This window comes from Kineococcus anabasis, assembly GCF_054590795.1.
Map to the genome: position 1 here is coordinate 394,897 of NZ_BAAIHU010000001.1, position 22,996 is coordinate 417,892.

Below are 22,996 nucleotides of genomic sequence, written 5' to 3' on the forward strand. Positions count from 1 at the left end.
CACCATGACGCCATGACGACCACCAGCGACACCCCCGCCGCCGCGGGTGCCTCCGCCGGCGACCCCCGTCCCGTCCGCATCGGTGTGCAGCTGCACCCCCAGCACGCGGGCTACGGCGACATCCGCCGCGCCGCAGCCGCCGCCGAGGAGGCCGGCGTGGACGTCCTGCTCAACTGGGACCACTTCTTCCCCCTCTACGGCGAGCCCGAGGGCCGGCACTTCGAGTGCTGGACGATGCTCGGGGCCTGGGCGGAGGCCACCAGCCGCGTCGAGATCGGCGCCCTGGTCAGCTGCAACAGCTACCGCAACCCCGAGCTGCTGGCCGACATGGCCCGCACCGTGGACCACATCTCCGCCCGCGACGGCGGCACCGGCCGGCTGATCCTGGGCATCGGCTCGGGCTGGTTCGAGAAGGACTACACCGAGTACGGCTACGAGTTCGGCACCGCCGGGGGACGCCTGGACGACCTCGCCGGGGCCCTGCCCCGCATCGAGGCACGCCTGGCCAGGCTCAACCCCGCCCCCACCCGCAAGATCCCCGTCCTCATCGGCGGCGGCGGGGAGAAGAAGACCCTGCGCATCGTGGCCCGGCACGCCGACATCTGGCACGGCTTCGGCGACACCGCCACCATCGCGCACAAGCACTCCGTGCTGGACCGCTGGTGCGAGCAGGGCGGGCGCGACCCCCTCGAGATCGAGCGCTCCGCCGGGGTGGACGACACCGAGCCCGGGAAGCGCGGGGAGCAGCTGCACGCCGTGGGCACCCGCCTGTACACCCTCGGCACGGGCGGCCCGGACTTCGACCTGGGGCGCGTGCGGGAGTGGCTGGCCTGGCGCGACGAGAAGAACGCCGCAGCGGGCAGCGGCGCCTGACACCCCGACGGGGACCGGTGCCTGGGCAGGTGGGCTGCGCGCCCGCCCGGCACGGGTAGCCTGGCTGCCCGTGCCGAGCGACGCGCCCGCCCCCGCCACCACCCGCCCCGGCACGAGCGGCCCACCCGCCCCCGCCGCCACGGTCCTCATCACCCTCACCGGCTCCGACCGCCCGGGGCTGACGTCGGCGCTGTTCCGGTCCCTGACCTCCCTCGGGGTGGACGTCCTCGACGTGGAGCAGGTGGTGGTGCGCGGCCACCTGACCCTGGCGGTGCTCGTCACCGCCGCCGCCCCCGGCGCCGTGGAGGCGGCGGTGGCCCCGGCGGCGGCCGAGGCCGGTCTCGACGTGCGCTTCAGCCCCGGCAGCGGCGACAACGCCCCCCGCCGCCCGGGCCGCCTGCACGTCAGCCTGCTCGGTGCGCCGCTGCGGGCGCAGGCCGTGGCCGGCGTCACCGCGCGCCTGGCCGAGGCCGGGGCCAACATCGACCGGATCCGGCGGCTCTCGCGTGCACCGTTCACCACCCTGGAGCTGGACGTCTCCTTCGACGGCGGGCCCTGCGATGCCGGGGGGCTGCGGCGCACCCTGACCGCCGAGGCCGGCGCGCACGGGGTGGACGTGGCCGTCTCCCCCGCCGGTCTGGCGCGCCTGGGGCGGCGCCTGGTCGTGATGGACGTGGACTCCACCCTCATCCAGCAGGAGGTCATCGAGCTGCTGGCCGCCCACGCCGGGCGGGAGGAGGAGGTGCGGGCCGTCACCGAGCGCGCCATGCGCGGGGAGCTGGACTTCGCCCAGTCCCTGGTGCAGCGGGTGGCGTGCCTGGCGGGTCTGGACATCGGCGTGCTGCAGGACGTGCGCGAGGCGGTGCAGCTCACCCCGGGCGCGGAGCGGCTGTGCCGCACGCTGCGCCGCCTCGGTTTCACCCTGGGCGTGGTCTCCGGGGGGTTCCTGGAGGTCGTGGGGCCCCTGGCGGCGTCGCTGGACATCACCCACGCCCGCGCCAACCGCCTGCAGGTGGTGGGCAGCCGCCTGACGGGCCGGGTGCTGGGCCCGGTGGTGGACCGGGCCGCCAAGGCCGCGGCGCTGCGGGACTTCGCGCGCGCGGAGGGCCTGCCGATGGCGCGGACCGTCGCGATCGGCGACGGCGCCAACGACCTGGACATGCTGGGCGTGGCGGGCCTGGGGGTGGCGTTCAACGCCAAGCCCGTCGTGCGGGCGCAGGCGCACACCTCGGTGAACGTGCCCTACCTGGACGCGGTCCTGCACCTGCTGGGGATCACCGCCGAGGAGGTGGAGGAGGCCGACGCCGCCGACCCGGACTGCTGAGCCGCACGCGAGCGCAGGGCCGCACAGGGCCGCACGGGGCCGCACAGGGCCGCACGGAAGCGCCGGGCCGCCCCGGCCGGGGCTCAGCCGCCGGCGAGGTGGGCGGGGAAGCCGCCGGTGGCCACCGGGCCCCACCGGCGGGGCGTGATGCGCAGCAGGGACTTGCCCTGCTCGCTCATGGCGCGGCGGTACTCCTCCCAGTCGGGGTGCTCCCGGCCGAAGGAGCGGAAGTACTCCACGAGCGGCTCCAGCGCCTCCGGCAGGTCGAGGACCTCCGCATCCCCGTCGACCTGGACCCACGGGCCGTTCCAGTCGTCGGAGAGCACCACCAGGCTCACGGCGGCCTCGCGGCGGGCGTTGCGGGTCTTGGCCCGCTGGGGGTAGGTCGAGATGACGAACCTGCCCTTCCCGTCCACGCCGCAGGAGACCGGGGAGGCCTGCACGCCGCCGTCGGCGCGGCGGGTGATGAGCAGGACGTGGTGGCGCGGGCGGCAGAACTCCAGCAGCTCCTCGAGGGAGACGACACGGTTGGTGGCGATCGGGCGGCTCATGCCCGCACGCTAACCGGCCCCTCCCCGCGCCCGGGCTCCGGCGCCCACCCGCCCGCCGGGTCCCGGCGCGCGCCCTCAGCCCCGGCGCAGCGCGCCGGCCTGCGCCACCGCGAAGGTGGCCACCACCGCGGCCTGCGCCAGGACCCAGGCGGTCCCCGCGCCGGTGGGCTCGTGCCAGCCGGTGACCGCGAGGAACACGGACCCCAGGGCCCACAGCGCGTTGACGGCCACGACCACCACGACCGCGCCGCGCGGCGGGCGGGCGCGGGTGCCCAGGTACAGCACGGCCAGGGCGTAGGTGAGCAGGAACGCCCCGGCCGCGCGCAGCGCCCCGCCCGGCAGGCCCAGGACACCGGCGAGGAGGGGCGCGGCGGCGAGGTACGCGGCGGCGTTGAGACCGGTGACGGCCGCGTCGGCGCACAGCAGGGGCCGCAGCAGCGGGGAGGCGGTGCCGGCGGCGCTCGCGCGGCCGGCGGGGACGGTGGAGGTGGTCATGACGACGACCGTGTCCCCGCCCGCGCGGCGCGTCGATTACCCGGCGGGTAGGTGACAGTGCTCACCCGCGTCGTTACGTTCCCGTCCGTGACGCACCTGACGCAGGCCCCGCCCGCGGTGGACCTCGCCCCCACCGGGCACGCCCCGTCCGTGGGGGAGCTGCTGCGCCGGTGGCGGCAGCGCCGGCGCCTGAGCCAGCTGGCCCTGGCCTGCGAGGCGGGGGTCTCCAGCCGCCACCTGAGCTTCCTGGAGACCGGGCGCGCCCGGCCCAGCCGGCAGATGGTGCTGCACCTGGCCGGGCACCTGGACGTGCCGCCCCGGGGGCGCGACGAGCTGCTGCTGGCGGCCGGTTTCGCCCCGCAGCACCCCCGGCGGGACCTGCGCGATGCGCAGATGACGCCGGTGCGCGAGGCCCTGGAGCTGCTGCTGGCGGCCTACGAGCCCTTCCCCGCGCTCGTGGTGGACCGCTCCTGGCACCTCGTGGCCGCCAACTCCAGCCTGGAGGCGATGCTGGGCGGGGTGGCCGCGCACCTGCTGCAGCCACCGGTGAACGTGCTGCGCGCCAGCCTGCACCCCGAGGGCATGGCGCCGCGCATCGCCAACCTCGCGCAGTGGCGCGCGCACGTGCTGCACCGCCTGGCGCGGGAGGCGGCCCTGAGCGGGGAGGAGGACCTCGCGCTCCTGCACGCGGAGCTGTCCGCGCTGCCGGGGGGCTGCGAACCGGTCCCGCCGGGGGCGGTGGCGGTGCCGCTGCGGCTGCGCACCGGCGGGCGGGAGCTGTCCTTCCTCAGCACCGTCACCACGTTCGGCTCGGCGGTGGAGGCCACCGCCGCGGAGCTGAGCATCGAGGCGTTCCTGCCCGCGGACGCCGGCACCGCCGAGGCCCTGCGCCGCACCGCGCCCTCCTCCGCGGCCCCGTCGGCCCTCGACGGTCCCGCCGCCGGGCCGGCCCGGCGCTGAGCCACACCGGCGGTGGGACCACACCGGCGGCCGGCGCGGGCGGGGGCGGGGGCAGCTCAGCGTTGGGACTGCGCCCAGACGGCGACGGCGACCAGCGCCAGGACGATGGCGACCATGGCGCCGGCCAGCAGCAGCAGCCGCCGCCCCCCGGAGGGGGCGGGCGGCCCACCGCCCGGCGTCACCGGCCCCTGCGGCGCGCTCACGGCCGGCTCAGGAGCCCATGGCGTGGAAGCCGCCGTCGACGTGGACCATCTCCCCCGTCGTGGCGGGGAACCAGTCCGACAGCAGCGCCACGCACGCCCGCGCCGGCGGCTCGGCGTCGGCGACGTCCCAGCCCAGCGGCGAGCGCTCGCTCCACGTCCCCTCCAGGGTCTCGAAACCCGGGATGGAGGTCGCCGCGGTGGTGCGCACGGGACCGGCGGAGACGACGTTGACGCGCACGCCCTTGGGGCCCAGGTCGCGGGCCAGGTAGCGGGCGGTGGACTCGAACGCGGCCTTGGCCACACCCATCCAGTCGTAGACCGGCCAGGCCACCCGCGCGTCGAACGTCAGGCCCACGACGCTGCCGCCGGAGCCCATCAGCGGCAGCGCGGCCACGGCCAGGGACTTCAGGGAGTACGCCGAGACCTGCACGGCGGTGGCGACGTCCTCCCAGCCGGTGTTGAGGAAGTTGCCGCCCATCGCGGTCTTGGGGGCGAAACCGATGGAGTGCAGGACGCCGTCGAGGCCGTCGACGTGCTCACGCACCCGGGACTCCAGGGCGTCGAGGTCCTCGGTGCTGGTCACGTCCAGCTCCACGACCGGTGCCGGCTGCGGCAGGCGCCGCGCCACGGTCGTGGTGATCTTCGCCTGGCGGCCGAAGGAGGACAGCACGACCTGCGCGCCCTCCTCCTGGGCCAGGCGCGCCACGGAGAACGCGATCGACCGGTCGGTCAGCACGCCGGTGACGAGCAGCCTCTTGCCCTCGAGCAGTCCCATCGGGGTCCCTCCTGCTGGTTCTCCAGCGCCTGGTCCGGCGCTCGCTGTGGCGCTGGCGCGCCGGGTCTGGCTGGGGCGCTGCCGCGCCGGGTGTACCTGTGGTGCTCGCGCGCCGGGTGTCGCCGGGGTCAGTGCCCCATGCCCATGCCGCCGTCGACGGGCAGGACCGCGCCGTTGACGTACCCGGCGGCGTCGGAGGCCAGGAACCGCACCGCCGCGGCGACGTCGTCGACAGCGCCGAGGCGGCCGGCGGGGATGTGCTCCAGGGCCTTGGCGCGCACGTCCTCGCCGAGGCCGGCGGTCATGTCGGTCTCGATGAAGCCGGGCGCCACGACGTTGGCGGTGATGCCGCGCCCGCCGAGCTCGCGGGCGATGGAGCGGGCCATGCCGACCAGCCCGGCCTTGCTGGCGGCGTAGTTGGCCTGCCCCGGCGCCCCGGAGAGGCCGTTGACGCTGGAGATGAGGACGATCCGGCCGCGGCGCAGGCGGATCATGCCCTTGCTGGCACGGCGGGCGCAGCGGAAGGCACCGGCGAGGTTGGTGTCGACGACGGCGTCGAAGTCGTCGTCGCTCATCCGCATCAGCAGCTGGTCGCGGGTGACGCCGGCGTTGGCGACGAGCACCTCCACGGGTCCGTGGGCCTCCTCCGCGGCGGTGAAGGCCGCGTCCACGGAGGCGGTGTCGGTGACGTCGGCGCGCACGCCGAGCAGGCCCTCGGGGGCCTCGCCGCTGCGGGTGGTGACGGCGACCTTGTCGCCGTCGGCGGCGAAGGCGCGCGCGATCGCCAGGCCGATGCCGCGGTTTCCGCCGGTGACGAGGACGCTCCTGGGTGCTGGCACGAGGCGGGACGCTAACGCATCGGCCCGCCCGCCCGTGAGCGCCGCCCCGCCCCGGCTGTGAGTTCGGCGACATCTCCCGCGTGGCGGGGCGCCGGGGGCCTCTCAGGCCGGGCGGGTGTCGTGACCGGCGCCTACCGTGTGGGGGTGAACCCACCTCGGACCGGGTCCGGGGCCGACCCGGACGCCGGCTCCTCGCCCGCACGGCACGAGCACCCGCAGGTCTACCGCATCAGCGGTGCACCCACCGCGCACACCGACGACCTCCAGGTGCGCTACCGCAAGTACGTCATCTCCATGCTGATCCGCACCGTCTGCTTCCTGCTGGCGGTGTTCGTCGACCACCCGGTGCGCTGGGTGTTCGTGGCCGGCGCGGTGTTCCTGCCCTACATCGCCGTGGTGGCCGCCAACGCCGGGCGCGAGCAGCGCGGCACACCGCCCCCGGCCTTCGAGCACGTGCCGGAGCAGCTCCCGCAGCTGGAGGCGCCCAGCACGATCGTGCTGGAGGGCACCGTCGTGGAGCCGGCCGAGCACACCCGCCCCTGAGCGGGTGCCGCACGCCGCCCGGGTGGGTGCCGCGCCCGGGCGTGGCGTCGACGCTGCCGCGCGGGCGGTGTCACACTCGGGTCCGTGGAGACCACGCCGCAGCGAGACGTCCTCATCCGGCCGGTTCCCGGCGCCCTGGTGCGCCCGCTCCCCGACACCGTGCGGCCCTGCGCACCGGAGGCCGGTCACGAGCCGCCCTCCGACCTGGTGTGCAGCGCGCGCGGCTGCACCTCCGGCGCCGAGTTCGGGCTGCGCTGGAACAACCCGAACCTGCACACCCCCGATCGGCGCAAGACGTGGCTGGCGTGCACGGCGCACCGCCAGCACCTGACGGACTTCCTGCACGTGCGGGGCTTCCTGCGCGAGACGGTGGCCGCCACCGACCTGCGCGGCTGATCCGGCGCTCCCGCACGCCGGCGCCTGGCCGGTGCGTCCAGCCGCGGCCGGTGCGTCCGGCCGGGCCGGTGCGTCCAGCCGGGCCCGTGTGTCCGGCCGGGTTTGTGCGTCTGCCTAGGGTGGCGGGGTGCGTCCCGGAGTCCTGACCCTGCTGCGCGAGCCGCGCTGGGCCGCCGGGCTGCTCCTGGCGTGTGCGGTGGCCGCGGTGTGCGTGCTGCTGGGGCAGTGGCAGTGGGACCGCCGCACCGACCGGCTGGAGCGCGCCGCGCCGCTGGCGCGCAACTACGACACCCCGCCGCGGGAGCTGGCCGAGGTCCTGCCCGGCGCCGGCGCCCTGCCCCGCACGGCGGAGTGGACGCCGGTGAGCGTGCGCGGTGAGTACGACGCCGCGCACCTGCTCCTGGCCCGCAACCGGCCCCTGGACAAGGCGTACGGCTACGAGGTCCTCGTCCCGCTGCGCACCGCCGACGGGCGCGCCCTGCTCGTGGACCGCGGCTGGATCCCGGCCGGGCAGGACGGGCGCGCCCCGGACTCCGTGCCCGCGCCGCCGTCGGGGCAGGTGCGGGTGACGGTGCGGCTGCGGCCGTGGGAGGCGGCGCGCGCGACGACGGCGCCGCCCGGGCAGGTGCAGTCGGTCTCGCGGGAGGCGGTGGGCTCGGCGGTGCCCTACCCGCTGCTGGGCGCCTACGGCGTGCTGACCGCGGAGGAGCCGCCCGCGGCCCCGGCCCCGGTGGTGCTGCCGCGCCCGGACCGTGACGAGGGCCCGCACCTGGGGTACACGGTGCAGTGGTTCGGTTTCGCCGTCACGGCGCTGGTGGTGTGGGTGGTGGCCGGGCGCCGGGAGCTGCAGGCCCGCGGGGAGGCGCGGCCGGGCGGCGCCGGTACCGGCGGCACGGCGGCGGGCGGGACGCAGCCGGGCGGGACACAGCCGGGCGGGACGCAGCCGGGCGGGAGGCAGCCGGGCGGGACACAGCCGGGCGGGACACAGCCGGGCGGGACACAGCCGGGCGGTGCGCGGGTCCGCGGCGGGCGGCGCGCGGGTCGGGACGAGGACGCCGAGGACGCCGAGGTGGACGCGCACAGCGCCGAGGGACCTCGCTGAGTCCACGATCGGCCGAACGTCGTCATGTTGCGTGGCGCAGTGAGCACATTGGGCAACAATGACCCCATGGACCTGGGGCTCACCGATCGCGTGTACGTCGTCTCCGGCGCGACCGGTGCCCTGGGCCTGGCTTGCGTGCGGCTGCTGAGCGACGAGAACACGCGCCTGGTCGTCACCGCCCGCGACGAGGACGAGCTGGCCGCGGTGCTCCAGGAGGTCGGTGTCCGCGACAACGTCATGGGCGTGCCCGGCGACATCGGCGAGCCCGGCACGGAGACCCGCCTGGTGGCCGCCGCGATCGCCCGCTACGGGCGCCTGGACGGTGGTGTCGTCGTCGTCGGGGACAGCGAGCCCGCCGCCGTGCTCACCACCCCGGACGCGACCTGGCGGCAGGACTTCGAGTCCACCTTCCTCGGCCCGCTGCGGCTGGTGCGCTCCATCGGCCGCGCCTCCAGCGGCGAGGGCGGCTCCATCGTCGTGGCGCTCTCCTCGGCCGCGCGCGAGCCGCGCACGGAGGAGGGCACCCTCGGCGGGCTGCACGCCGGGCTGGCGCAGACCGCGAAGACGCTGGCGGACGAGCTCGGCCCGCGGGGGGTGCGGGTCAACACCGTGCTCGCCGGGCACGTGCAGACCGACTTCCTCGACGAGGACGCCGGTTCGCTGGACACCTCCGGCATCCCGCTGCGGCGCAGGGGGTTCGCCGACGAGGTCGCGCGCGCAGCGGTGTTCCTGCTCTCCCCGGCCGCGTCCTACGTCACCGGCGCCGCGCTCGCCGTGGACGGCGGTCTGGGCCGGCGCCCCTGAGGGCCGGACGCCGCCGCCCCGCCACCGGATCGGTGGCGGGGCGGCGACCTCAGGCCCGCGCGCGGCCCCGCGTGGCGCCGCCCCTGCTGCGCAGCGACACCTCGCTCTCGGACAGGATGCGGTGCACGAAGCCGTAGGAGCGCCCCGTCTCCTCCGCCAGCGCCCTGATGCTCTTGCCCTCGGCGTACCCCCGGGAGAGCTCGGCGGCGAGCGTCTCCCGTTCGGCACCCGTCAGCCGCGAGCCCTTCTTCACCGTCTCGGCCACGAAGTTCCTCCTTCGCCTCGTCCGCTCCCACCATGGTCACCAACGAATCGGCATCCGGCCAGTCGGCGGGCGGGCGGCGGGCTCAGGCCAGGGCAACCAGCTCGGCGTAGGAGGCGTTCCAGAGGTCCTCCACCCCGTCGGGCAGCAGCACGACCCGCTCGGGGTTCAGGGCCTCCACCGCGCCCTCGTCGTGGGTGACGAGCACGACCGCGCCCTCGTAGCCGGCCAGCGCGCCGAGGATCTCCGCGCGGCTGGCGGGGTCGAGGTTGTTCGTCGGCTCGTCCAGCAGCAGCACGTTGGCCGCGGAGACGACCAGGGTGGCCAGGGCCAGGCGGGTCTTCTCCCCGCCGGAGAGGACCGCGGCGGGCTTGTCCACGTCGTCGCCGGAGAAGAGGAAGGAACCCAGGACCTTGCGCACCTCGGTGTCGTCGAGGTCCGGCGCGGCCGAGCGCATGTTCTCCAGCACCGAGCGCTGGTGGTCCAGGGTCTCGTGCTCCTGGGCGTAGTAGCCGATCTTCAGCCCGTGCCCGGCCACGACCTCGCCGGTGTCGGGGCGCTCCACCCCACCGAGCATCCGCAGCAGCGTCGTCTTGCCCGCACCGTTGAGGCCGAGGATCACCACGCGCGAGCCGCGGTCGATGGCCAGGTCCACGCCGGTGAAGATCTCCAGCGAGCCGTAGGACTTGGACAGGTCCCTGGCCATCAGCGGGGTCTTCCCGCACGCGGAGGGCTTGGGGAAGCGCAGCTTGGCGACCTTGTCCTGGGCGCGCACCTCCTCCAGGGACCCCACGAGCTTCTCGGCGCGGCGGGCCATGTTCTGCGCGGCGGTGGCCTTGGTGGCCTTGGCGCGCATCTTGTCCGCCTGCGCCATGAGGGTGGAGGCCTTCTTCTCGGCGTTGGCGCGCTCGCGCTGGCGGCGCTTCTCGTCCGTCTCGCGCTGCTTCAGGTACGACTTCCAGCCCACGTTGTAGATGTCGACGGCGGCGCGGTTGGCGTCCAGGTACAGCACGCGGTTGATGACGGCGTCGAGGAGGTCCACGTCGTGGCTGATGACGACCAGGCCGCCGGAGTAGGTGCGCAGGTACTCCCGCAGCCAGACGATGGAGTCGGCGTCGAGGTGGTTCGTCGGCTCGTCCAGCAGCAGCGTCTCGGCGGTGGAGAAGAGGATGCGCGCCAGCTCCACGCGGCGGCGCTGACCACCGGAGAGGGTCTTCAGCGGCTGCTCCAGGACCCGCTCGGGAAGGTTGAGGTTGGCGCAGATGCGCCCCGCCTCGCTCTCGGCGGTGTAGCCGCCCTCGGCGACGAAGCGGGCATCGAGCTTGCTGTAGCGCTCCATCGCCCTGGTGCGCACCCGCTCGTCGTCGCTGGCCATGTCGGCCTCCGCCTTGCGCAGGCGGCGCACGATGTCGTCGAGGTCGCGCGCGGAGAGGATCCGGTCCTTGGCGAGCATCTCCGGGTCCCCCGCGCGGGGGTCCTGGGGCAGGTAGCCGATCTCCCCGGAACGGGTGACGGAGCCGGAGGCGGGCAGCGCCTCCCCGGCCAGGACCTTCGTCAGGGTGGTCTTGCCGGCGCCGTTGCGCCCCACGAGGCCGATGCGGTCCCCCGGCGCCACGCGGAAGGTGACGTGCTCCATGAGCAGGCGCGCGCCGGCACGCAGCTCCACGTCCTGGGCGACGATCATGCGGGCCGGCGGGGCGGGACGAGGAGGGTCACGTCCGCCCATGCTAGGCGCTGGCGCGCCGTGCCCCGACCTCCGCGGCGCCCCGGCAGGACCGAACCCCCCGGCGGGAGGGGCCGGGGGGTCGCGGGCGGGCGCTAGGTTGGGCGACCGTGTCCGCACCCCGCCGCTGGTCCTCCCGGGACCTCGCCCTCGTCGCCACCTTCGCCGCCCTGATCGCCGTGCTCGGCCTGGCCGGTTCCTTCACGGTCCCCGGCAACCCCGTGCCGATCACGCTGCAGACGCTCGGGGTCATGCTGGCCGGCTCCCTGCTGGGCTGGCGCCGCGGCGCGGCGGCCGTGGTGGTGCTGCTGGCGCTGGTGGCCGCGGGGATGCCGCTGCTCTCCAGCGGCCGCGCGGGCCTGGGCGTCTTCGCCGGCGCCAGCGCCGGGTACCTGCTGGCCTGGCCGGTGGGTGCGGCCGTCATCGGCCTGCTGGTGCGGGCCCGCTGGCCCCGCTACCCGCTGTGGTGGGGGGTGCTCACCAACGTCCTGGGCGGCATCGTGGTGGTCTACGCGATCGGGGTGCCCGTCTCCGCCGCGGTGCAGGGCGGTGAGCTGCTGCCCGCGCTGGTGCAGTCGGCCCTCTTCCTGCCCGGGGACCTGGCCAAGGCCCTGATCGCGGCGGTGGTCACCGCCGGGGTGCGCCGCGGGTACCCCCGCATCGCGGAGGAGCCCACCTCCCGCCGTTCCCGGCGCAGCGCCGCCGTGCCCGGCGCGCAGCAGCCCGCGCCGTCCGGCGCGGGCAGCCGGGGCCGCGCGCGGCGCTGACGGCGCCTCGTGGAGCCCGCCCGCGGACGGGGCGGCGCGCAGCCCCGGCCCCTGCTGCTCGGCGACGGGGCGCCGCAGGAGGTGCTCGCGGCGTTCTGCGCCGCCACCGCCGCCGGGCGCCCGGTCGCCGTCCTCGACGCCGCCTGGCCGGCGCCGCTGCGCGCGGCCGCCGCGGCCGCGGTGCACGCGGCCGCCGCGGCCGGGCGCCTGGGCCCCGGGGACCTGGCGCTGTTCACCTCCGGCTCCACCGGCCGCCCCCGCGGGGTGCTGCGCACGTACGCCTCCTGGCTGGCCAGCAGCGCCCCGCTGGCGGCCCTGACCGGGCTGCGCGGCGAGGACGTGGTGTGGGTACCGGGCCCGACCGCCTCCACGCTGTCCCTGCACGCCGCCTGGCACGCCCGCCTGCACGGCTGCGAGGTCGCCGGCCCCGGCGCCGCGCGCCCCCCGGCGGCGGCGAGCGTCCTGCACGCCGTGCCCGCCGCGCTGGCCGACGCCGTGGAGGCCGCCGAGGCCGGGCTGCTGCCGCGCCTGCGCTGCGCCGTCGTCGCCGGTGACGCCCTGGCGCCCGCGCTGCGCGGGCGGGCGCTGGCCCTGGGCTGGCGGGTGGTGGAGTACTACGGCGCGGCGGAGCTGTCCTTCGTCGCCGCCCGCGCCGACGGGCCGGGCGCACCCACCCGCGAGGACCCGCCCGCCCCCGGGGGGATGTCACCGTTCGGTGCCGCGTCCCTGACCCTGGAGGAGGACGGGGAGCTGTGGGTGCACTCCCCCTACCTGGCCACCGGCTACCTGGCCACCGGCCACCTGGAGCCGGCCCCTGCCGGCCCGCTGCGGGAGCGCACCGACGGCGCCGGGCGGCGCTGGGCGAGCGTGGGCGACCGCGCCCGCCCCGCCGGGCCCGGGCGCCTGGTGGTGCTGGGCCGCGGCGGGCTGGCCGTCACCACCGGCGGGCACACCGTGCCGGCCGCCGACGTCGAGGACGTCCTGCGCCGGGTCGCCGGCGTGCGGGCGGCGCTCGTGGTGGGCACCCCGCACCCGCGGCTGGGACAGGTCGTCACGGCCGTGCTGTGCCCACCCGGCGAAGGGCTGCGGGCCCGCGCCGAGGCGGCGTGCCGGGCCCTGCCGGCGCCGGCGCGGCCCAGACGCTGGGTGGAGCTGGCGCAGCTGCCGCGCACGCCGGCGGGGAAGGTGGACCGGCAGCGGACCCAGGAGGAGGCGTGCCGGGCCCTGGGCCTGGCGCCGGGCTGAGCTGCGCGCCACGGCCGGGTGGGCGCACCCGCCCGGCGGTGTGCTCAGGGCCGCCGCCCGGAGCCGCCTAGGCTGGGCGCCACCATGCACCACCCCCTCGATCCCGCGGCACCGGTCGTCGTCGCGGCCCGCCGGACCCCCTTCGCCGATGCCGGCCGCGAGCTCGCCGCCGCCGGTGCGAGCGAGCTGGCCGGGGCGGTCCTGCGCGCCCTCGCCGCGGAGGTGGCCACCTGGCCGGCGCAGCGCGGTGCCGCGGCCGGGGAGGCCGGGCCACCGACCGTCGTGCTGGGCACCTGCACCGGGCCGGGCGGCAACCCCGCCCGGGTGGCGGCCCTGGCCGCCGGCCTGGGCAGCGCCGCTGCCGGTCTCAGCGTGGACTCCCAGTGCGGCAGCGGCCTGGACGCCGTGCGCGTCGGCGCCGCCCTCGTGGCCACCGGCGCCCCCCTGGTGCTGGCCGGGGGCTGCGAGAGCGGCAGCGCCGCCCGGGGCCGGCGGCGGGCCGCGTTCACCCCCGCGGGCTTCCCCGACCCCGACATGGGCCCGGCCGCCGACGCCCTCGCCGCCGCCGCCGGCATCGGGCGCGCCCGCCAGGACGCCTACGCCGCCGCCTCCCACGCCCGCGCCACCGCCGCCGCCCGCGCCGGTGCCTTCGCCGCCGAGCTCGTCCCCACCGCCGGCCTGCACGCCGACACCCGCCCCCGCACCGGCCTCGACGCCGAGCGCCTGGCCCGCTTCCGCCCCGCGTTCGGCGCCGGCGGCAGCGTCACCGCGGGAAACTCCTGCGGCGTCAGCGACGGGGCGGCCGCCGTGGTCCTGGTGCCCGAGCGGGTGCGCGCGGCCGCCGGGCTGCCCGGCCTGGCGGTGCGCGCCTGCGCCCTCGTCGGCACCGACCCCGCCCTGCCCGGCGCCGCCGCCGCACCCGCCGCGCGCGCCGCCCTCGCGCAGGCGGGGGTGGACCTGGCCGACGTGGGTGCCGTGGAGGTCGTGGAGGCCTTCGCCGCGCAGGTCCTCGCCTTCACCGACGCCCTGGGCCTGGACCCCCTCGGGGCGGACGCCGGGCGGATCTGCCCCCAGGGCGGCGCGATCGCCCTGGGCCACCCCTGGGGCGCCTCCGGGGCCGCGCTGCTCGTGCGGCTGTTCGCGCGCATGGTGCGCGTGGACGGTCCGCGCCTGGGCCTGGCCGCCTGCGCCGTCGGCGGCGGTCAGGGAGCGGCGCTGCTGGTGGAGCGGGTCGGCCCCGGCGCGGGGCGCGCCGCGTGATCCGGCTGCGCGACGTGCACCTGAGCCTGGGCGGGCGGGAGGTCCTGCGCGGTGTGGAGGTGGACCTGGACGAGCCGCGCATCGGGATCGTCGGCGCCAACGGCTCGGGCAAGTCCTCCCTGGCGCGCCTGCTCAACGGGCTGCTGCTGCCCACCCGCGGCACCGTCACCGTCGACGGCCTCGACACCGCCCGCGAGGGCGCCGCGGTGCGCCGCACCGTGGGGTTCGTCTTCTCCGACCCCGACGCGCAGATCGTCATGCCCACCGTCGCCGAGGACGTCGCGTTCTCCCTGCGCCGCAAGCGGCTCCCCCGCGCCGAGCAGGAGCGGCGGGTGGCGGGGGTGCTGGAGCGCTTCGGTCTGGCCGGGCACGCCGACCACCCCGCCCACCTGCTCTCCGGAGGCCAGAAGCAGCTCCTGGCACTCGCCGCGGTGCTGGTCACCGAGCCGCGCGTCCTCGTCCTGGACGAGCCCACCACCCTGCTGGACCTGCGCAACACCCGGATGATCGCCGAACTCGTCGCCGGCCTGCCCCAGCACGTCGTGCACGTCACGCACCACCTGGACCTGCTGGCCGGCTACGACCGGGTCCTCGTCGTCGAGGAGGGGCGCATCACGGCCGACGGCCCGCCCGCCGAGGCCGTGGCCGCCTACCGCGCGGCCCAGGCGTGAGCGGGCGCGCGGCAGGGGCGCAGCCGTGAGGAGCACCTTCTCCCCCGGCACCTCGGTGCTGCACCGGGCCCGCGCGGGCACCAAGCTGCTCCTGCTGGCGACCGGGCTCGCGGCGCTGGCGTGGGCGTACTCCCCGGCCGCCGTGGCCGTGGGTTCCGCCGTGGTCGCCGCCGCCGTGCTCGTGGCGCGCCTGCCGCCGCGCTGGGTGCCGCAGCAGCTGTGGCCGCTGCGCTGGACCCTGCTGGTCGTGGCCGCCTTCCAGGTGCTGCTGCAGGGCTGGCGGGCCGCGCTGGTCGTGACCGGGACGCTGCTGCTGGCGGTGCTGGCCGCCGGTGTGGTGACGGCCACCACGCGGGTGCAGGCCGTGCTCGACGTCCTGCAGCGGCTGCTGCGCCCGCTGCGGCCCCTGGGTGTGGACCCCGAGCGGGTCGCACTGGTGCTGGCGCTGACCCTGCGCGCGGTCCCGGTGCTCGCGGAGGCGGTGCAGGAGGTCCGCGACGCCCGTCGCGCACGGGGGGTGGAGCGCAGCCTGCGGGCGCTGCTGGTGCCCCTGCTCATCCGCACCCTGCGCCACGCCGACCGCCTCGGGGAGGCGCTGGCCGCGCGCGGCGTGGACGACTGAGCGCCCCCGGGCACGACCGCGAGACGACCCCCCGCAACCCCTTGTCCGCAGCGCGACCACGTCACTACCGTCTGTCGCGCCCGCCCCCGAGGGAGGGGGCGACGCCGACCGGGGGGACCCGCCATGGGACGTCGTCGCAGCACCGTCGTGGCAGGCAGCGCAGCGCTCAGCGCGGTGCTCATCTGCCCAGGCCCCGTGCAGGCCCTCGCGCCCGCACCCACAGCGGCCACCACAGCACCAGCCGGACACACAGCCGGACACGCCAGCGGGCACCCTCGCCCGGCCGCCCAGGCGCCCGCCGCCCCGGCACCCGCCGCCCAGGCGCCCACCGCGCCCACCGCACCCGCCGCGCTCGCCGCCGAGCCGGTGCCCGCGGGCAAGGTGCAGGTCGGCACCCAGCAGGCCACGCTCAACGGCACCGACGTCTACCGCGGGAGCAACCAGCTCATCCGCTACACCCCCGCCCACGGCGCCTCCACCCGCACCAACCAGTACGGCGTCGAGGCCGAGGTCGTCGGCGGCAAGGTCACCCGCGTCCAGGACGGCGTGGGCAACATGACCATCCCGGCCGGCGGGTACGTGCTCTCCGGCCACGGCACCGCGCGGACGTGGCTGCGCACCCACGCCAAGGTCGGCGCCGGTGTCTGGCTCGCCGGGGAGGTGCCCGACGGCACCCCGCCGCCGGCCGCGGAGAAACTGCCCGACCTGCGCATGCGCACCCTCACGGGCATCACCATCGACGCCACCCAGACACCGGGCGTCAAACGGCTGGAGTTCCCCACCGTCATCGCCAACGTCGGCACCGGGCCCCTGCACATCGTGGCCAGGCGCTCCTCGAGCACGTCCACCGACTGGGTCGGCACCCAGTACCTCTCCCGCACCGACGGCACCACGACACCGTTGGTGACGAGCTCGCAGTACTACTTCGGCGGCGACGGCCACAACCACTGGCACGTGCGGGACCTCAACCGCATGGAGATCCTCAACGCCTCGGGCGTGCGCGAGCGCCTCGCGGAGAAGCACGGGTTCTGCTTCGAGGACAACACCGGGTTCCGCGACTGGCCCGGCACCGGGCGCAACGGCGCCCCGGCGAGCCCGGTGTACCGCGCACCCACGGCGTGCGGCGCCGGCGACACCGCCGCCACCGAGGTCCTGTTCGGCATCTCCGTGGGCTGGGGCGACACCTACCCGGCGACCCTGCCGGACCAGTACATCGACATCACCACCCTGCCCAACGGGCGCTACCGGGTGCAGGCGGTCGCGGACCAGGGCGGCTGGTTCCGCGAGAGCGACGAGGGCAACAACACCTCCTGGGCGGACATCCACATCAACGGCAACTCCGTGACGGTCATCGGCACCGGCGGCGGGGCCTGACCCGGCAGCCCTTCCCACGGCGCACGGGAATTGACCTGAACCAAGGTTGATCTCCGAGGGTGGGCGCATGGACCCCACCCCCGGCTCCCCGCCCCGCCCCACCGCCCGCACCCGCCCCTGGCGCGCGATCGCCGCAGGCACCGCGGCCGCCCTCCTGCTCAACGTCCTGCTGTACGCCCTCGCGCGCGCCGCCGGCGCCTCCCTCAGCCTCGCCCAGCCCACCGGAGCACACGTCGTGGGCGTCGCGGACGTCGCGGGCAGCACCGTCGTGCCGCTCCTCGCGGGCACCGCCCTCGCGGTCCTGCTCGCCCGGTGGTGGCGGCCGGTGCTCCGCATCGCCCAGGTCGTCGGGGCCGGGTTCGCGCTCCTCACCACCGCCGGCTCCGCCACGAGCGACACCGACACCGGCACCCGGCTCGCGCTCGCCGCGATGCACGTGGTGTGCGCCGCCGCCGTCGTGCTCGTCCTGCAGGCGGCGCGACGCTCCCCGAGCGGCTCCAGGGCCCCCGCACCGGCCGACACACCCGCGGTGGCCTGACCGACCGCCGGAACGCCACCTTTCCCGGGCAGGGGCACCTCGCCGTCCGGGCAGAGGTGGCCCCGAGCCGCGGCGCCACCGCTGACGTTAGTCGGCGTTGATACCGATAACTGTACGTACGACGGAAAGCCGATCGGTCGCCCGTAGCTCCACGGCTCGTCCGCGCCTACCGCGCGCCGTCCCGCTCCCCGGCGACCGCTGCCCGCACCTCGAACCAGACGACCTTGCCGTCCCGCCCGGGCAGGGGGTGCCAGCCCCACGCATCCGCCAGCGCCTCCACCAGGGCCATGCCGCGCCCGCCGAGGGCGTGCTGCGACGCGTCCCCGCGCCGGGGAGGCCGCGTGCTGCCGTCCACGACGGCCACGCCCAGCCCTCCGCTGCCCGCCGACACCACCACCACCGGGGCGCTGAGCGCGTGCACGACGGCGTTGGTGACGATCTCGCTGAGGAGGAGCCGCGCGCTGTCGAGAGCGTCCTGCGGGAGCCTCAGGTCCGCGCAGGCCTGTTCGAGCAGCAGCCTGGCCTGCCGCGCCGAGGACGGTGCGCGCTCCAGCACCGAGGTCCTGAGCGAGCGGACGGCGCCGGCCGCACCGCGGCAGCTGACCGGGGGGCGCGCCCGCTCGGTCAGGCGCCACCAGGCTGCGGACGGCCCGGAGATGGTGGGGTGCGCGACCTGCGCTGCCGCAGCGCCGTCGGCAGCGGGACGGTGCGGGTTCATGGCGGGACCCCTCGATCGGCGCGGCGCTGGAGCACCACCGGGTCCGGGGTCGTGCCGACCCACCGTCGCACCTGGGGAGCAGGTGGGCAACCGGCGCACCCCGCGCGGAGGAGGACGACTCAGACGTTGAACCCCAGGGCGCGCAGCTGGTCGCGCCCGTCATCGGTGATCTTCTCCGGTCCCCACGGCGGCATCCACACCCAGTTGATGCGGTGGCCGGCCACGACGTCCTCCAGCGCCTGCGCCGTCTGCTCCTCGATGACGTCCGTCAGCGGGCAGGCCGCGCTGGTCAGCGTCATGTCGATCGTGGCGAGGTTGTCGTCGGAGACCGCGAGGCCGTAGATCAGGCCGAGGTCGACGACGTTGATGCCCAGCTCGGGGTCGACGACGTCGCGCAGCGCCTCCTCGACCTCCTCCAGCGTCGCCGGGGTGGGCGACGCGGACGCCGGGGTGGGCGACGCGGACGCCGGGGTGGGCGACGCGGACGCCGGGGTGGGCGACGCGGCCGCCGAGGCGGCGGCCCCCTCCCCCGCCGCGGCGGGGGTGCCGCCCTCGGCCGCCGCGCCGGCGGCCGAGGGAACCTCTGTGCTCGTGTCCTGGCTCATGTGTCCTCCCGGACGCCGTCGCTGGGGGCCGTCAGGCCCGGGCCGCGAGGAACCGGTCGTAACCGGACTCCTCCAGGGAATCGGCCAGCTCCGGGCCGCCCTGCTCGGCGATCCTGCCGTCGACGAAGACGTGCACGAAGTCCGGCGTGATGTAGCGCAGGATGCGCGTGTAGTGCGTGATAAGCAGCACGCCGACCTCGCTGCCCTGCCGCACCTTGTTGACGCCCTCGGAGACGACCTTCAGGGCGTCGACGTCCAGGCCGGAGTCGGTCTCGTCGAGGATCGCGAACTTCGGCTTGAGGAGCTCCATCTGCAGGATCTCGTGGCGCTTCTTCTCACCGCCGGAGAAACCCTCGTTGACGTTGCGCTCGGCGAAGGTGGGGTCCATCCGCAGGCCCTCCATCGCCTCGCGGACCTCCTTCACCCAGGTGCGCAGCTTCGGCGCCTCGCCGTCGATGGCGGTCTTGGCGGTGCGCAGGAAGTTCGACACCGTCACGCCCGGCACCTCGACGGGGTACTGCATGGCGAGGAACAGCCCGGCGCGGGCGCGCTCGTCCACGCTCATCTCCAGCACGTCCTGCCCGTCCAGCGTCACCGAGCCGCCGGTGACGGTGTACTTGGGGTGCCCGGCGATGGAGTACGCCAGGGTGGACTTGCCGGAGCCGTTGGGGCCCATGATCGCGTGCGTCTCGCCGGAGCGGATCGTCAGGTCGACCCCGCGCAGGATCTCCTTGCTGCCGCCGTCGGCCTCCACGCTGACGTGCAGGTCGCGGATCTCCAGGGTGGCCATCAGTTCTCCTCCGCCTTCTCGGCGTTGCTCGGTGCGGTGCCGCCCGCGCGACCGGGGGTGTCCCCGGTGGCGGGCATGGTGGTCGACAGTTCCGCCTCGATCGTGGCCAGCAAGCGCTCCTGCACCGCCGGCACGCCGATGCGCTGCAGGACGTCGGCGAAGAACCCGCGCACCACGAGGCGGCGCGCCTCGGGCTCGGGGATGCCGCGCGCCTGCAGGTAGAACAGCTGCTCGTCGTCGAAGCGGCCCGTGGCGCTGGCGTGGCCGGCGCCGACGATCTCGCCGGTCTCGATCTCCAGGTTCGGCACGGAGTCCGCGCGCGCGCCGTCGGTGAGGACGAGGTTGCGGTTCAGCTCGTACGTCTCGGTGGCCTCGGCGGAGGCGCGGATGAGCACGTCGCCGATCCACACCGAGCGGGCGGTCTCCCCCTGCAGGGCGCCCTTGTACTCCACGTAGCTCTTGCAGTTCGTGGCCTCGTGGTCCACGAACAGGCGGTGCTCCAGGTGCTGGCCGGCGTCGGAGAAGTACACGCCGAGGCACTGCACGTCGCCGCCGGGGGCGGTGTACCGCACGTTGGTGGACAGCCGCACGACGTCCCCGCCGAGGCTGACGGCGAAGTGCTTGACGGTGGCGTCGCGCCCGGCGACGACGTCGTGCTGGCCGACGTGCACGGCACCGGGCTCCCACTCCTGCAGCGTCACGACGGTCAGCTGCGCGCCGTCCCCGGCGCGCACCTCCACGCCGCCGCGGTGGCTGCCGGTGCCGAGGTGGTCCAGGACCACCGTGGCGCGGCTGTGCCGGCCGGCGTCGACGACCAGGTGGCCGGAGGTGACGTCGCCGTCGGTGCCGCGGACGGTGACCAGGACCGGCTCGTCCAGCTCGGTGTCGGCGGGGATGCGGACCAGGTGCGCCTCGCCCGTGGCGTTCCACGCCGCCGCGGCGACGCGGTCGCCGGGCAGGAACGCGGTGCCCGCGCCGACCTCCTCGCGGGTGCCGGTGCGGTGCTCCACGCCCGCGGGGGCGGAGACCTCCACGGCGGCGGGCGCCGCGGGGCCCTCGGCGAACAGCGCCTGCAACCGCGCCACGGGGCTGAAGCGCCACTCCTCCTCCCGGCCCGAGGGCACGGCGAAGTCGGCGACGTCGAACGAGGTCCGCCGGGCCGCGCGGCTGGCGTCCGGGATGGTCCCCACGCCGTGGCTGTGGGCGCGGGAGGTGGCGCCGGGCTTGTCCGCGACCGGGCCGGTGTCGCCGACCTGGTTCTCCTCGACCACGGTCATCAGCCGACGGCCCCTTCCATCTGCAGCTCGATCAGGCGGTTCAGCTCCAGCGCGTACTCCATGGGCAGCTCCCGCGCGACGGGCTCGATGAACCCGCGCACGATCATCGCCATGGCCTCGTCCTCGGCCATGCCCCGGCTCATCAGGTAGAAGAGCTGGTCGTCGCTGACCTTGGAGACGGTGGCCTCGTGCCCCATGACGACGTCGTCCTCGCGCACGTCGACGTAGGGGTAGGTGTCCGAGCGGCTGATGGTGTCCACCAGCAGCGCGTCGCAGCGCACCGTGGAGCGGGAGTGGTGCGCGCCCTCCTGGACCTGGATGAGGCCCCGGTAGGACGTGCGGCCACCGCCGCGGGCGATGGACTTGGACACGATGGCGGAGGAGGTGTACGGGGCGGCGTGCACCATCTTGGCGCCGGCGTCCTGGTGCTGGCCCTCGCCGGCCATCGCGATGGACAGCGTCTCGCCCTTGGCGTGCTCGCCCATGAGGTAGACCGCCGGGTACTTCATCGTCACCTTGGAGCCGATGTTGCCGTCGATCCACTCCATGGTGGCGCCCTCGGCGGCGGTGGCCCGCTTGGTGACGAGGTTGTACACGTTGTTCGACCAGTTCTGGATGGTCGTGTACCGCACGCGGGCGTTCTTCTTGACGACGATCTCGACGACCGCGGAGTGCAGCGAGTCGGACTGGTAGATCGGCGCGGTGCAGCCCTCGACGTAGTGCACGTAGGAGCCCTCGTCGGCGATGATCAGCGTCCGCTCGAACTGGCCCATGTTCTCGGTGTTGATGCGGAAGTACGCCTGCAGGGGGATGTCGACCTGCACGCCCTTGGGCACGTAGATGAACGACCCGCCGGACCAGACGGCCGTGTTGAGCGCCGCGAACTTGTTGTCACCGGTGGGGATGACGGTGCCGAAGTACTCCCGGAAGAGCTCCTCGTGCTCGCGCAGGCCGGTGTCGGTGTCGACGAAGATGACGCCCTTCTCCTCCAGGTCCTCGCGGATCTGGTGGTAGACGACCTCGGACTCGTACTGCGCGGCCACCCCGGCGATGAGGCGCTGCTTCTCCGCCTCGGGGATGCCCAGGCGGTCGTAGGTGTTGCGGATGTCCTCGGGCAGCTCGTCCCAGGAGGTGGCCTGCTTCTCCGTGGAGCGCACGAAGTACTTGATGTTGTCGAAGTGGATGTCGGACAGGTCCGACCCCCAGTCCGGCATGGGCTTGCGCTCGAAGAGGCGCAGGCCCTTCAGCCGGGTCTTCAGCATCCACTCCGGCTCGTTCTTCTTGGCCGAGATGTCGCGCACGACGTCCTCGGAGAGCCCGCGGCGGGCGGTGGAGCCGGCGGTGTCGCTGTCGGACCAGCCGTAGGCGTAGCGCCCCAGGTCCTCGAGCTCGGGAGGGGTCGTGGTGGTCATTCTCCGGTTCCTTCCGTCATCGGACGGCTCTGCCCGGACGTCGCCCGGGGAGTCTGCGGGGTGGTGGCGCGCGGTGCCGCGCGCCGCTCGGAGGGCACGTGCGCGGTGCACACGTGGTCGCCGTGGGCGAGGGTGGCCAGGCGCTGCACGCGGGTGCCGAGCACCCGCTCGAAGGCCCTGGCCTCCGCCTCGCACAGCTGCGGGAAGCGTTCGGCCACGCGCTGCACGGGGCAGTGCCCCTGGCACAACTGCGTCCCCTCCGCCGCTGTTCCGGGACCCACCGGCCGGGCGGTGGCAGCGTAGCCCTCGGCGGCCAGCGCCGCCGCCAGGGCCTGCACCCGGCCGGGCACGTCGTCGGCGGCGGTCACGGCACGCGCGAGGCGGGCCTCCAGCGCCGCGGCGCGCGTCTCCGCGAAGCGCTCGACGGCGTCGGTCCCGGCGGTCTCCTGGAGGAACAGCAGCGCGGAGAGGGCCATCTCGTCGTACCCGGCGGGCAGCTCGTCGTGACCGGAGGAGGAGACGACGTACTCGCGGGCCGGGCGGCCGCGGCCGCGGGGGCGGGCGGAGGGCCCGCGCGCCTCGACGACGCCGTCGGCCTCCATGGCGTCGAGGTGGCGGCGGACCGCGGCGGCGGTCAGGCCCAGAGCGGGGGCGAGGCGGGCGACGGGCACGGGCCCGAGCTCGGCGACGGCGGCGCGCACGCGCGCCCGGGTGCGCAGCTCGGCGGTCGCCGGCGCAGCCGCCGACACACCACCCGAGGGGACACCCGCGATTTCCACAACGCCCATGTTACCTAATTGCCCGGTGAATCCCGACCCACCCCGGGGTCGCCTCCGTCACACCGGCGCCGGGCGGGCGCCCGCGAGC

27 protein-coding genes are annotated in these 22,996 nt (G+C 76.0%); 14 read left to right on the plus strand and 13 right to left on the minus strand.

Going from position 1 to position 22,996, the window contains the following annotated elements; all coding sequences use genetic code 11:
- Positions 1–12 precede the first annotated feature (12 nt).
- Together ACYQBY_RS01760 and serB are read left to right on the plus strand one after the other, a co-directional pair.
- Complete coding sequence (locus ACYQBY_RS01760; protein WP_459642084.1) at positions 13–873, plus strand: LLM class F420-dependent oxidoreductase; 861 nt, start codon at positions 13–15, stop codon at positions 871–873.
- A gap of 70 nt (positions 874–943) precedes the next feature.
- Positions 944–2,197, plus strand: coding sequence for a phosphoserine phosphatase SerB (serB, locus tag ACYQBY_RS01765; RefSeq protein WP_459642085.1), 1,254 nt, complete (start codon positions 944–946; stop codon positions 2,195–2,197).
- Positions 2,198–2,280: 83 nt separating this feature from the next.
- Here the strand turns inward: serB and ACYQBY_RS01770 are convergent, their stop codons facing one another.
- The gene (locus ACYQBY_RS01770; RefSeq protein ID WP_459642086.1) at positions 2,281–2,748 is read right to left on the minus strand and encodes a PPOX class F420-dependent oxidoreductase; all 468 of its coding nucleotides are present in this window, start codon (positions 2,746–2,748) and stop codon (positions 2,281–2,283) included.
- A 75-nt stretch (positions 2,749–2,823) separates the two neighbouring features.
- Complete coding sequence (locus ACYQBY_RS01775; protein WP_459642087.1) at positions 2,824–3,243, minus strand: hypothetical protein; 420 nt, start codon at positions 3,241–3,243, stop codon at positions 2,824–2,826.
- A gap of 96 nt (positions 3,244–3,339) precedes the next feature.
- Here ACYQBY_RS01775 and ACYQBY_RS01780 point away from each other — a divergent pair, with 96 nt between their 5' ends.
- Positions 3,340–4,203, plus strand: coding sequence for a helix-turn-helix domain-containing protein (locus tag ACYQBY_RS01780; RefSeq protein WP_459642440.1), 864 nt, complete (start codon positions 3,340–3,342; stop codon positions 4,201–4,203).
- 56 nt (positions 4,204–4,259) lie between these two features.
- On the opposite strand, the gene ACYQBY_RS01785 is transcribed toward ACYQBY_RS01780, so the two are convergent.
- The 3 genes from ACYQBY_RS01785 to ACYQBY_RS01795 form a co-directional block, all read right to left on the minus strand.
- Positions 4,260–4,406 (minus strand): hypothetical protein, encoded by a 147-nt coding sequence (locus ACYQBY_RS01785; RefSeq protein ID WP_459642088.1) that lies wholly within the window; start codon positions 4,404–4,406, stop codon positions 4,260–4,262.
- Between the two features lie 7 nt (positions 4,407–4,413).
- Complete coding sequence (gene fabI, locus ACYQBY_RS01790) at positions 4,414–5,181, minus strand: enoyl-ACP reductase FabI (RefSeq protein ID WP_459642089.1); 768 nt, start codon at positions 5,179–5,181, stop codon at positions 4,414–4,416.
- 128 nt (positions 5,182–5,309) lie between these two features.
- Complete coding sequence (locus ACYQBY_RS01795) at positions 5,310–6,020, minus strand: beta-ketoacyl-ACP reductase (RefSeq protein ID WP_459642090.1); 711 nt, start codon at positions 6,018–6,020, stop codon at positions 5,310–5,312.
- Between the two features lie 144 nt (positions 6,021–6,164).
- Between ACYQBY_RS01795 and ACYQBY_RS01800 the strand changes: the two genes are divergently transcribed.
- The 4 genes from ACYQBY_RS01800 (at position 6,165) to ACYQBY_RS01815 (ending at position 8,865) form a co-directional block, all read left to right on the plus strand.
- Positions 6,165–6,563, plus strand: a complete 399-nt coding sequence (locus tag ACYQBY_RS01800; protein ID WP_459642091.1) for a DUF3099 domain-containing protein — start codon at positions 6,165–6,167, stop codon at positions 6,561–6,563.
- Positions 6,564–6,647: 84 nt separating this feature from the next.
- The gene (locus ACYQBY_RS01805) at positions 6,648–6,959 is read left to right on the plus strand and encodes a hypothetical protein (RefSeq protein ID WP_459642092.1); all 312 of its coding nucleotides are present in this window, start codon (positions 6,648–6,650) and stop codon (positions 6,957–6,959) included.
- Between the two features lie 127 nt (positions 6,960–7,086).
- Positions 7,087–8,061: an SURF1 family cytochrome oxidase biogenesis protein gene (locus ACYQBY_RS01810; RefSeq protein ID WP_459642093.1), complete on the plus strand. Its 975-nt coding sequence runs from the start codon at positions 7,087–7,089 to the stop codon at positions 8,059–8,061.
- A gap of 66 nt (positions 8,062–8,127) precedes the next feature.
- A complete protein-coding gene (locus ACYQBY_RS01815) occupies positions 8,128–8,865 on the plus strand; it encodes an SDR family NAD(P)-dependent oxidoreductase (RefSeq protein ID WP_459642094.1) in 738 nt (245 codons plus the stop codon).
- A gap of 49 nt (positions 8,866–8,914) precedes the next feature.
- Here the strand turns inward: ACYQBY_RS01815 and ACYQBY_RS01820 are convergent, their stop codons facing one another.
- Complete coding sequence (locus ACYQBY_RS01820; RefSeq protein WP_459642095.1) at positions 8,915–9,130, minus strand: helix-turn-helix domain-containing protein; 216 nt, start codon at positions 9,128–9,130, stop codon at positions 8,915–8,917.
- An 82-nt stretch (positions 9,131–9,212) separates the two neighbouring features.
- Positions 9,213–10,811 (minus strand): ribosomal protection-like ABC-F family protein, encoded by a 1,599-nt coding sequence (abc-f, locus tag ACYQBY_RS01825; RefSeq protein ID WP_459642096.1) that lies wholly within the window; start codon positions 10,809–10,811, stop codon positions 9,213–9,215.
- Between the two features lie 149 nt (positions 10,812–10,960).
- Between abc-f and ACYQBY_RS01830 the strand changes: the two genes are divergently transcribed.
- The 7 genes from ACYQBY_RS01830 to ACYQBY_RS01860 all read left to right on the plus strand — a co-directional run bounded on the left by ACYQBY_RS01830 (position 10,961) and on the right by ACYQBY_RS01860 (position 17,327).
- Positions 10,961–11,617: a biotin transporter BioY gene (locus ACYQBY_RS01830; RefSeq protein ID WP_459642097.1), complete on the plus strand. Its 657-nt coding sequence runs from the start codon at positions 10,961–10,963 to the stop codon at positions 11,615–11,617.
- 9 nt (positions 11,618–11,626) lie between these two features.
- Positions 11,627–12,862 carry an AMP-binding protein gene (locus ACYQBY_RS01835; RefSeq protein WP_459642098.1) on the plus strand — a complete coding sequence of 412 codons (1,236 nt, stop codon included), beginning with the start codon at positions 11,627–11,629 and terminating at the stop codon, positions 12,860–12,862.
- A gap of 84 nt (positions 12,863–12,946) precedes the next feature.
- Positions 12,947–14,122 carry an acetyl-CoA C-acyltransferase gene (locus ACYQBY_RS01840; RefSeq protein WP_459642099.1) on the plus strand — a complete coding sequence of 392 codons (1,176 nt, stop codon included), beginning with the start codon at positions 12,947–12,949 and terminating at the stop codon, positions 14,120–14,122.
- The gene (locus tag ACYQBY_RS01845; protein ID WP_459642100.1) at positions 14,119–14,793 is read left to right on the plus strand and encodes an energy-coupling factor ABC transporter ATP-binding protein; all 675 of its coding nucleotides are present in this window, start codon (positions 14,119–14,121) and stop codon (positions 14,791–14,793) included. Before ACYQBY_RS01840 ends, ACYQBY_RS01845 begins: the two co-directional genes overlap by 4 nt.
- A gap of 25 nt (positions 14,794–14,818) precedes the next feature.
- Positions 14,819–15,415, plus strand: a complete 597-nt coding sequence (locus tag ACYQBY_RS01850; protein ID WP_459642101.1) for an energy-coupling factor transporter transmembrane component T family protein — start codon at positions 14,819–14,821, stop codon at positions 15,413–15,415.
- Between the two features lie 123 nt (positions 15,416–15,538).
- Positions 15,539–16,789, plus strand: coding sequence for a lysyl oxidase family protein (locus ACYQBY_RS01855; RefSeq protein ID WP_459642102.1), 1,251 nt, complete (start codon positions 15,539–15,541; stop codon positions 16,787–16,789).
- Positions 16,790–16,856: 67 nt separating this feature from the next.
- Positions 16,857–17,327, plus strand: a complete 471-nt coding sequence (locus ACYQBY_RS01860) for a DUF6069 family protein (RefSeq protein ID WP_459642103.1) — start codon at positions 16,857–16,859, stop codon at positions 17,325–17,327.
- Positions 17,328–17,493: 166 nt separating this feature from the next.
- Here ACYQBY_RS01860 and ACYQBY_RS01865 read toward each other — a convergent pair whose 3' ends face one another.
- From ACYQBY_RS01865 to ACYQBY_RS01890, 6 genes are all read right to left on the minus strand, one after another.
- Positions 17,494–18,045 (minus strand): ATP-binding protein, encoded by a 552-nt coding sequence (locus tag ACYQBY_RS01865; protein ID WP_459642104.1) that lies wholly within the window; start codon positions 18,043–18,045, stop codon positions 17,494–17,496.
- 119 nt (positions 18,046–18,164) lie between these two features.
- Positions 18,165–18,650 carry a metal-sulfur cluster assembly factor gene (locus ACYQBY_RS01870; protein WP_459642105.1) on the minus strand — a complete coding sequence of 162 codons (486 nt, stop codon included), beginning with the start codon at positions 18,648–18,650 and terminating at the stop codon, positions 18,165–18,167.
- A 31-nt stretch (positions 18,651–18,681) separates the two neighbouring features.
- The gene (gene sufC / locus ACYQBY_RS01875) at positions 18,682–19,440 is read right to left on the minus strand and encodes a Fe-S cluster assembly ATPase SufC (RefSeq protein WP_459642106.1); all 759 of its coding nucleotides are present in this window, start codon (positions 19,438–19,440) and stop codon (positions 18,682–18,684) included.
- Entirely contained in the window at positions 19,440–20,717 is a 1,278-nt protein-coding gene (gene sufD, locus ACYQBY_RS01880; protein ID WP_459642107.1) for a Fe-S cluster assembly protein SufD, read from the minus strand. The genes sufC and sufD overlap by 1 nt, the downstream gene beginning before the upstream one ends.
- Positions 20,717–22,129, minus strand: a complete 1,413-nt coding sequence (sufB, locus tag ACYQBY_RS01885; RefSeq protein ID WP_459642108.1) for a Fe-S cluster assembly protein SufB — start codon at positions 22,127–22,129, stop codon at positions 20,717–20,719. Before sufB ends, sufD begins: the two co-directional genes overlap by 1 nt.
- The gene (locus ACYQBY_RS01890) at positions 22,126–22,917 is read right to left on the minus strand and encodes a helix-turn-helix transcriptional regulator (RefSeq protein ID WP_459642109.1); all 792 of its coding nucleotides are present in this window, start codon (positions 22,915–22,917) and stop codon (positions 22,126–22,128) included. The genes sufB and ACYQBY_RS01890 overlap by 4 nt, the downstream gene beginning before the upstream one ends.
- Positions 22,918–22,996 lie beyond the last annotated feature (79 nt).

Bases quoted from the DNA above. Each gene is read 5' to 3' on its own strand.
- ACYQBY_RS01760 (WP_459642084.1), top strand. From the start codon at position 13: ATGACGACCACCAGCGACACCCCCGCCGCCGCGGGTGCCTCCGCCGGC.
- ACYQBY_RS01770 (WP_459642086.1), bottom strand. From the start codon at position 2,748: ATGAGCCGCCCGATCGCCACCAACCGTGTCGTCTCCCTCGAGGAGCTG.
- ACYQBY_RS01775 (WP_459642087.1), bottom strand. From the start codon at position 3,243: ATGACCACCTCCACCGTCCCCGCCGGCCGCGCGAGCGCCGCCGGCACC.
- fabI (WP_459642089.1), bottom strand. From the start codon at position 5,181: ATGGGACTGCTCGAGGGCAAGAGGCTGCTCGTCACCGGCGTGCTGACC.
- ACYQBY_RS01815 (WP_459642094.1), top strand. From the start codon at position 8,128: ATGGACCTGGGGCTCACCGATCGCGTGTACGTCGTCTCCGGCGCGACC.
- abc-f (WP_459642096.1), bottom strand. From the start codon at position 10,811: ATGATCGTCGCCCAGGACGTGGAGCTGCGTGCCGGCGCGCGCCTGCTC.
- ACYQBY_RS01840 (WP_459642099.1), top strand. From the start codon at position 12,947: ATGCACCACCCCCTCGATCCCGCGGCACCGGTCGTCGTCGCGGCCCGC.
- ACYQBY_RS01855 (WP_459642102.1), top strand. From the start codon at position 15,539: ATGGGACGTCGTCGCAGCACCGTCGTGGCAGGCAGCGCAGCGCTCAGC.
- ACYQBY_RS01860 (WP_459642103.1), top strand. From the start codon at position 16,857: ATGGACCCCACCCCCGGCTCCCCGCCCCGCCCCACCGCCCGCACCCGC.
- ACYQBY_RS01865 (WP_459642104.1), bottom strand. From the start codon at position 18,045: ATGAACCCGCACCGTCCCGCTGCCGACGGCGCTGCGGCAGCGCAGGTC.
- ACYQBY_RS01870 (WP_459642105.1), bottom strand. From the start codon at position 18,650: ATGAGCCAGGACACGAGCACAGAGGTTCCCTCGGCCGCCGGCGCGGCG.
- sufC (WP_459642106.1), bottom strand. From the start codon at position 19,440: ATGGCCACCCTGGAGATCCGCGACCTGCACGTCAGCGTGGAGGCCGAC.
- sufD (WP_459642107.1), bottom strand. From the start codon at position 20,717: ATGACCGTGGTCGAGGAGAACCAGGTCGGCGACACCGGCCCGGTCGCG.
- sufB (WP_459642108.1), bottom strand. From the start codon at position 22,129: ATGACCACCACGACCCCTCCCGAGCTCGAGGACCTGGGGCGCTACGCC.
- ACYQBY_RS01890 (WP_459642109.1), bottom strand. From the start codon at position 22,917: ATGGGCGTTGTGGAAATCGCGGGTGTCCCCTCGGGTGGTGTGTCGGCG.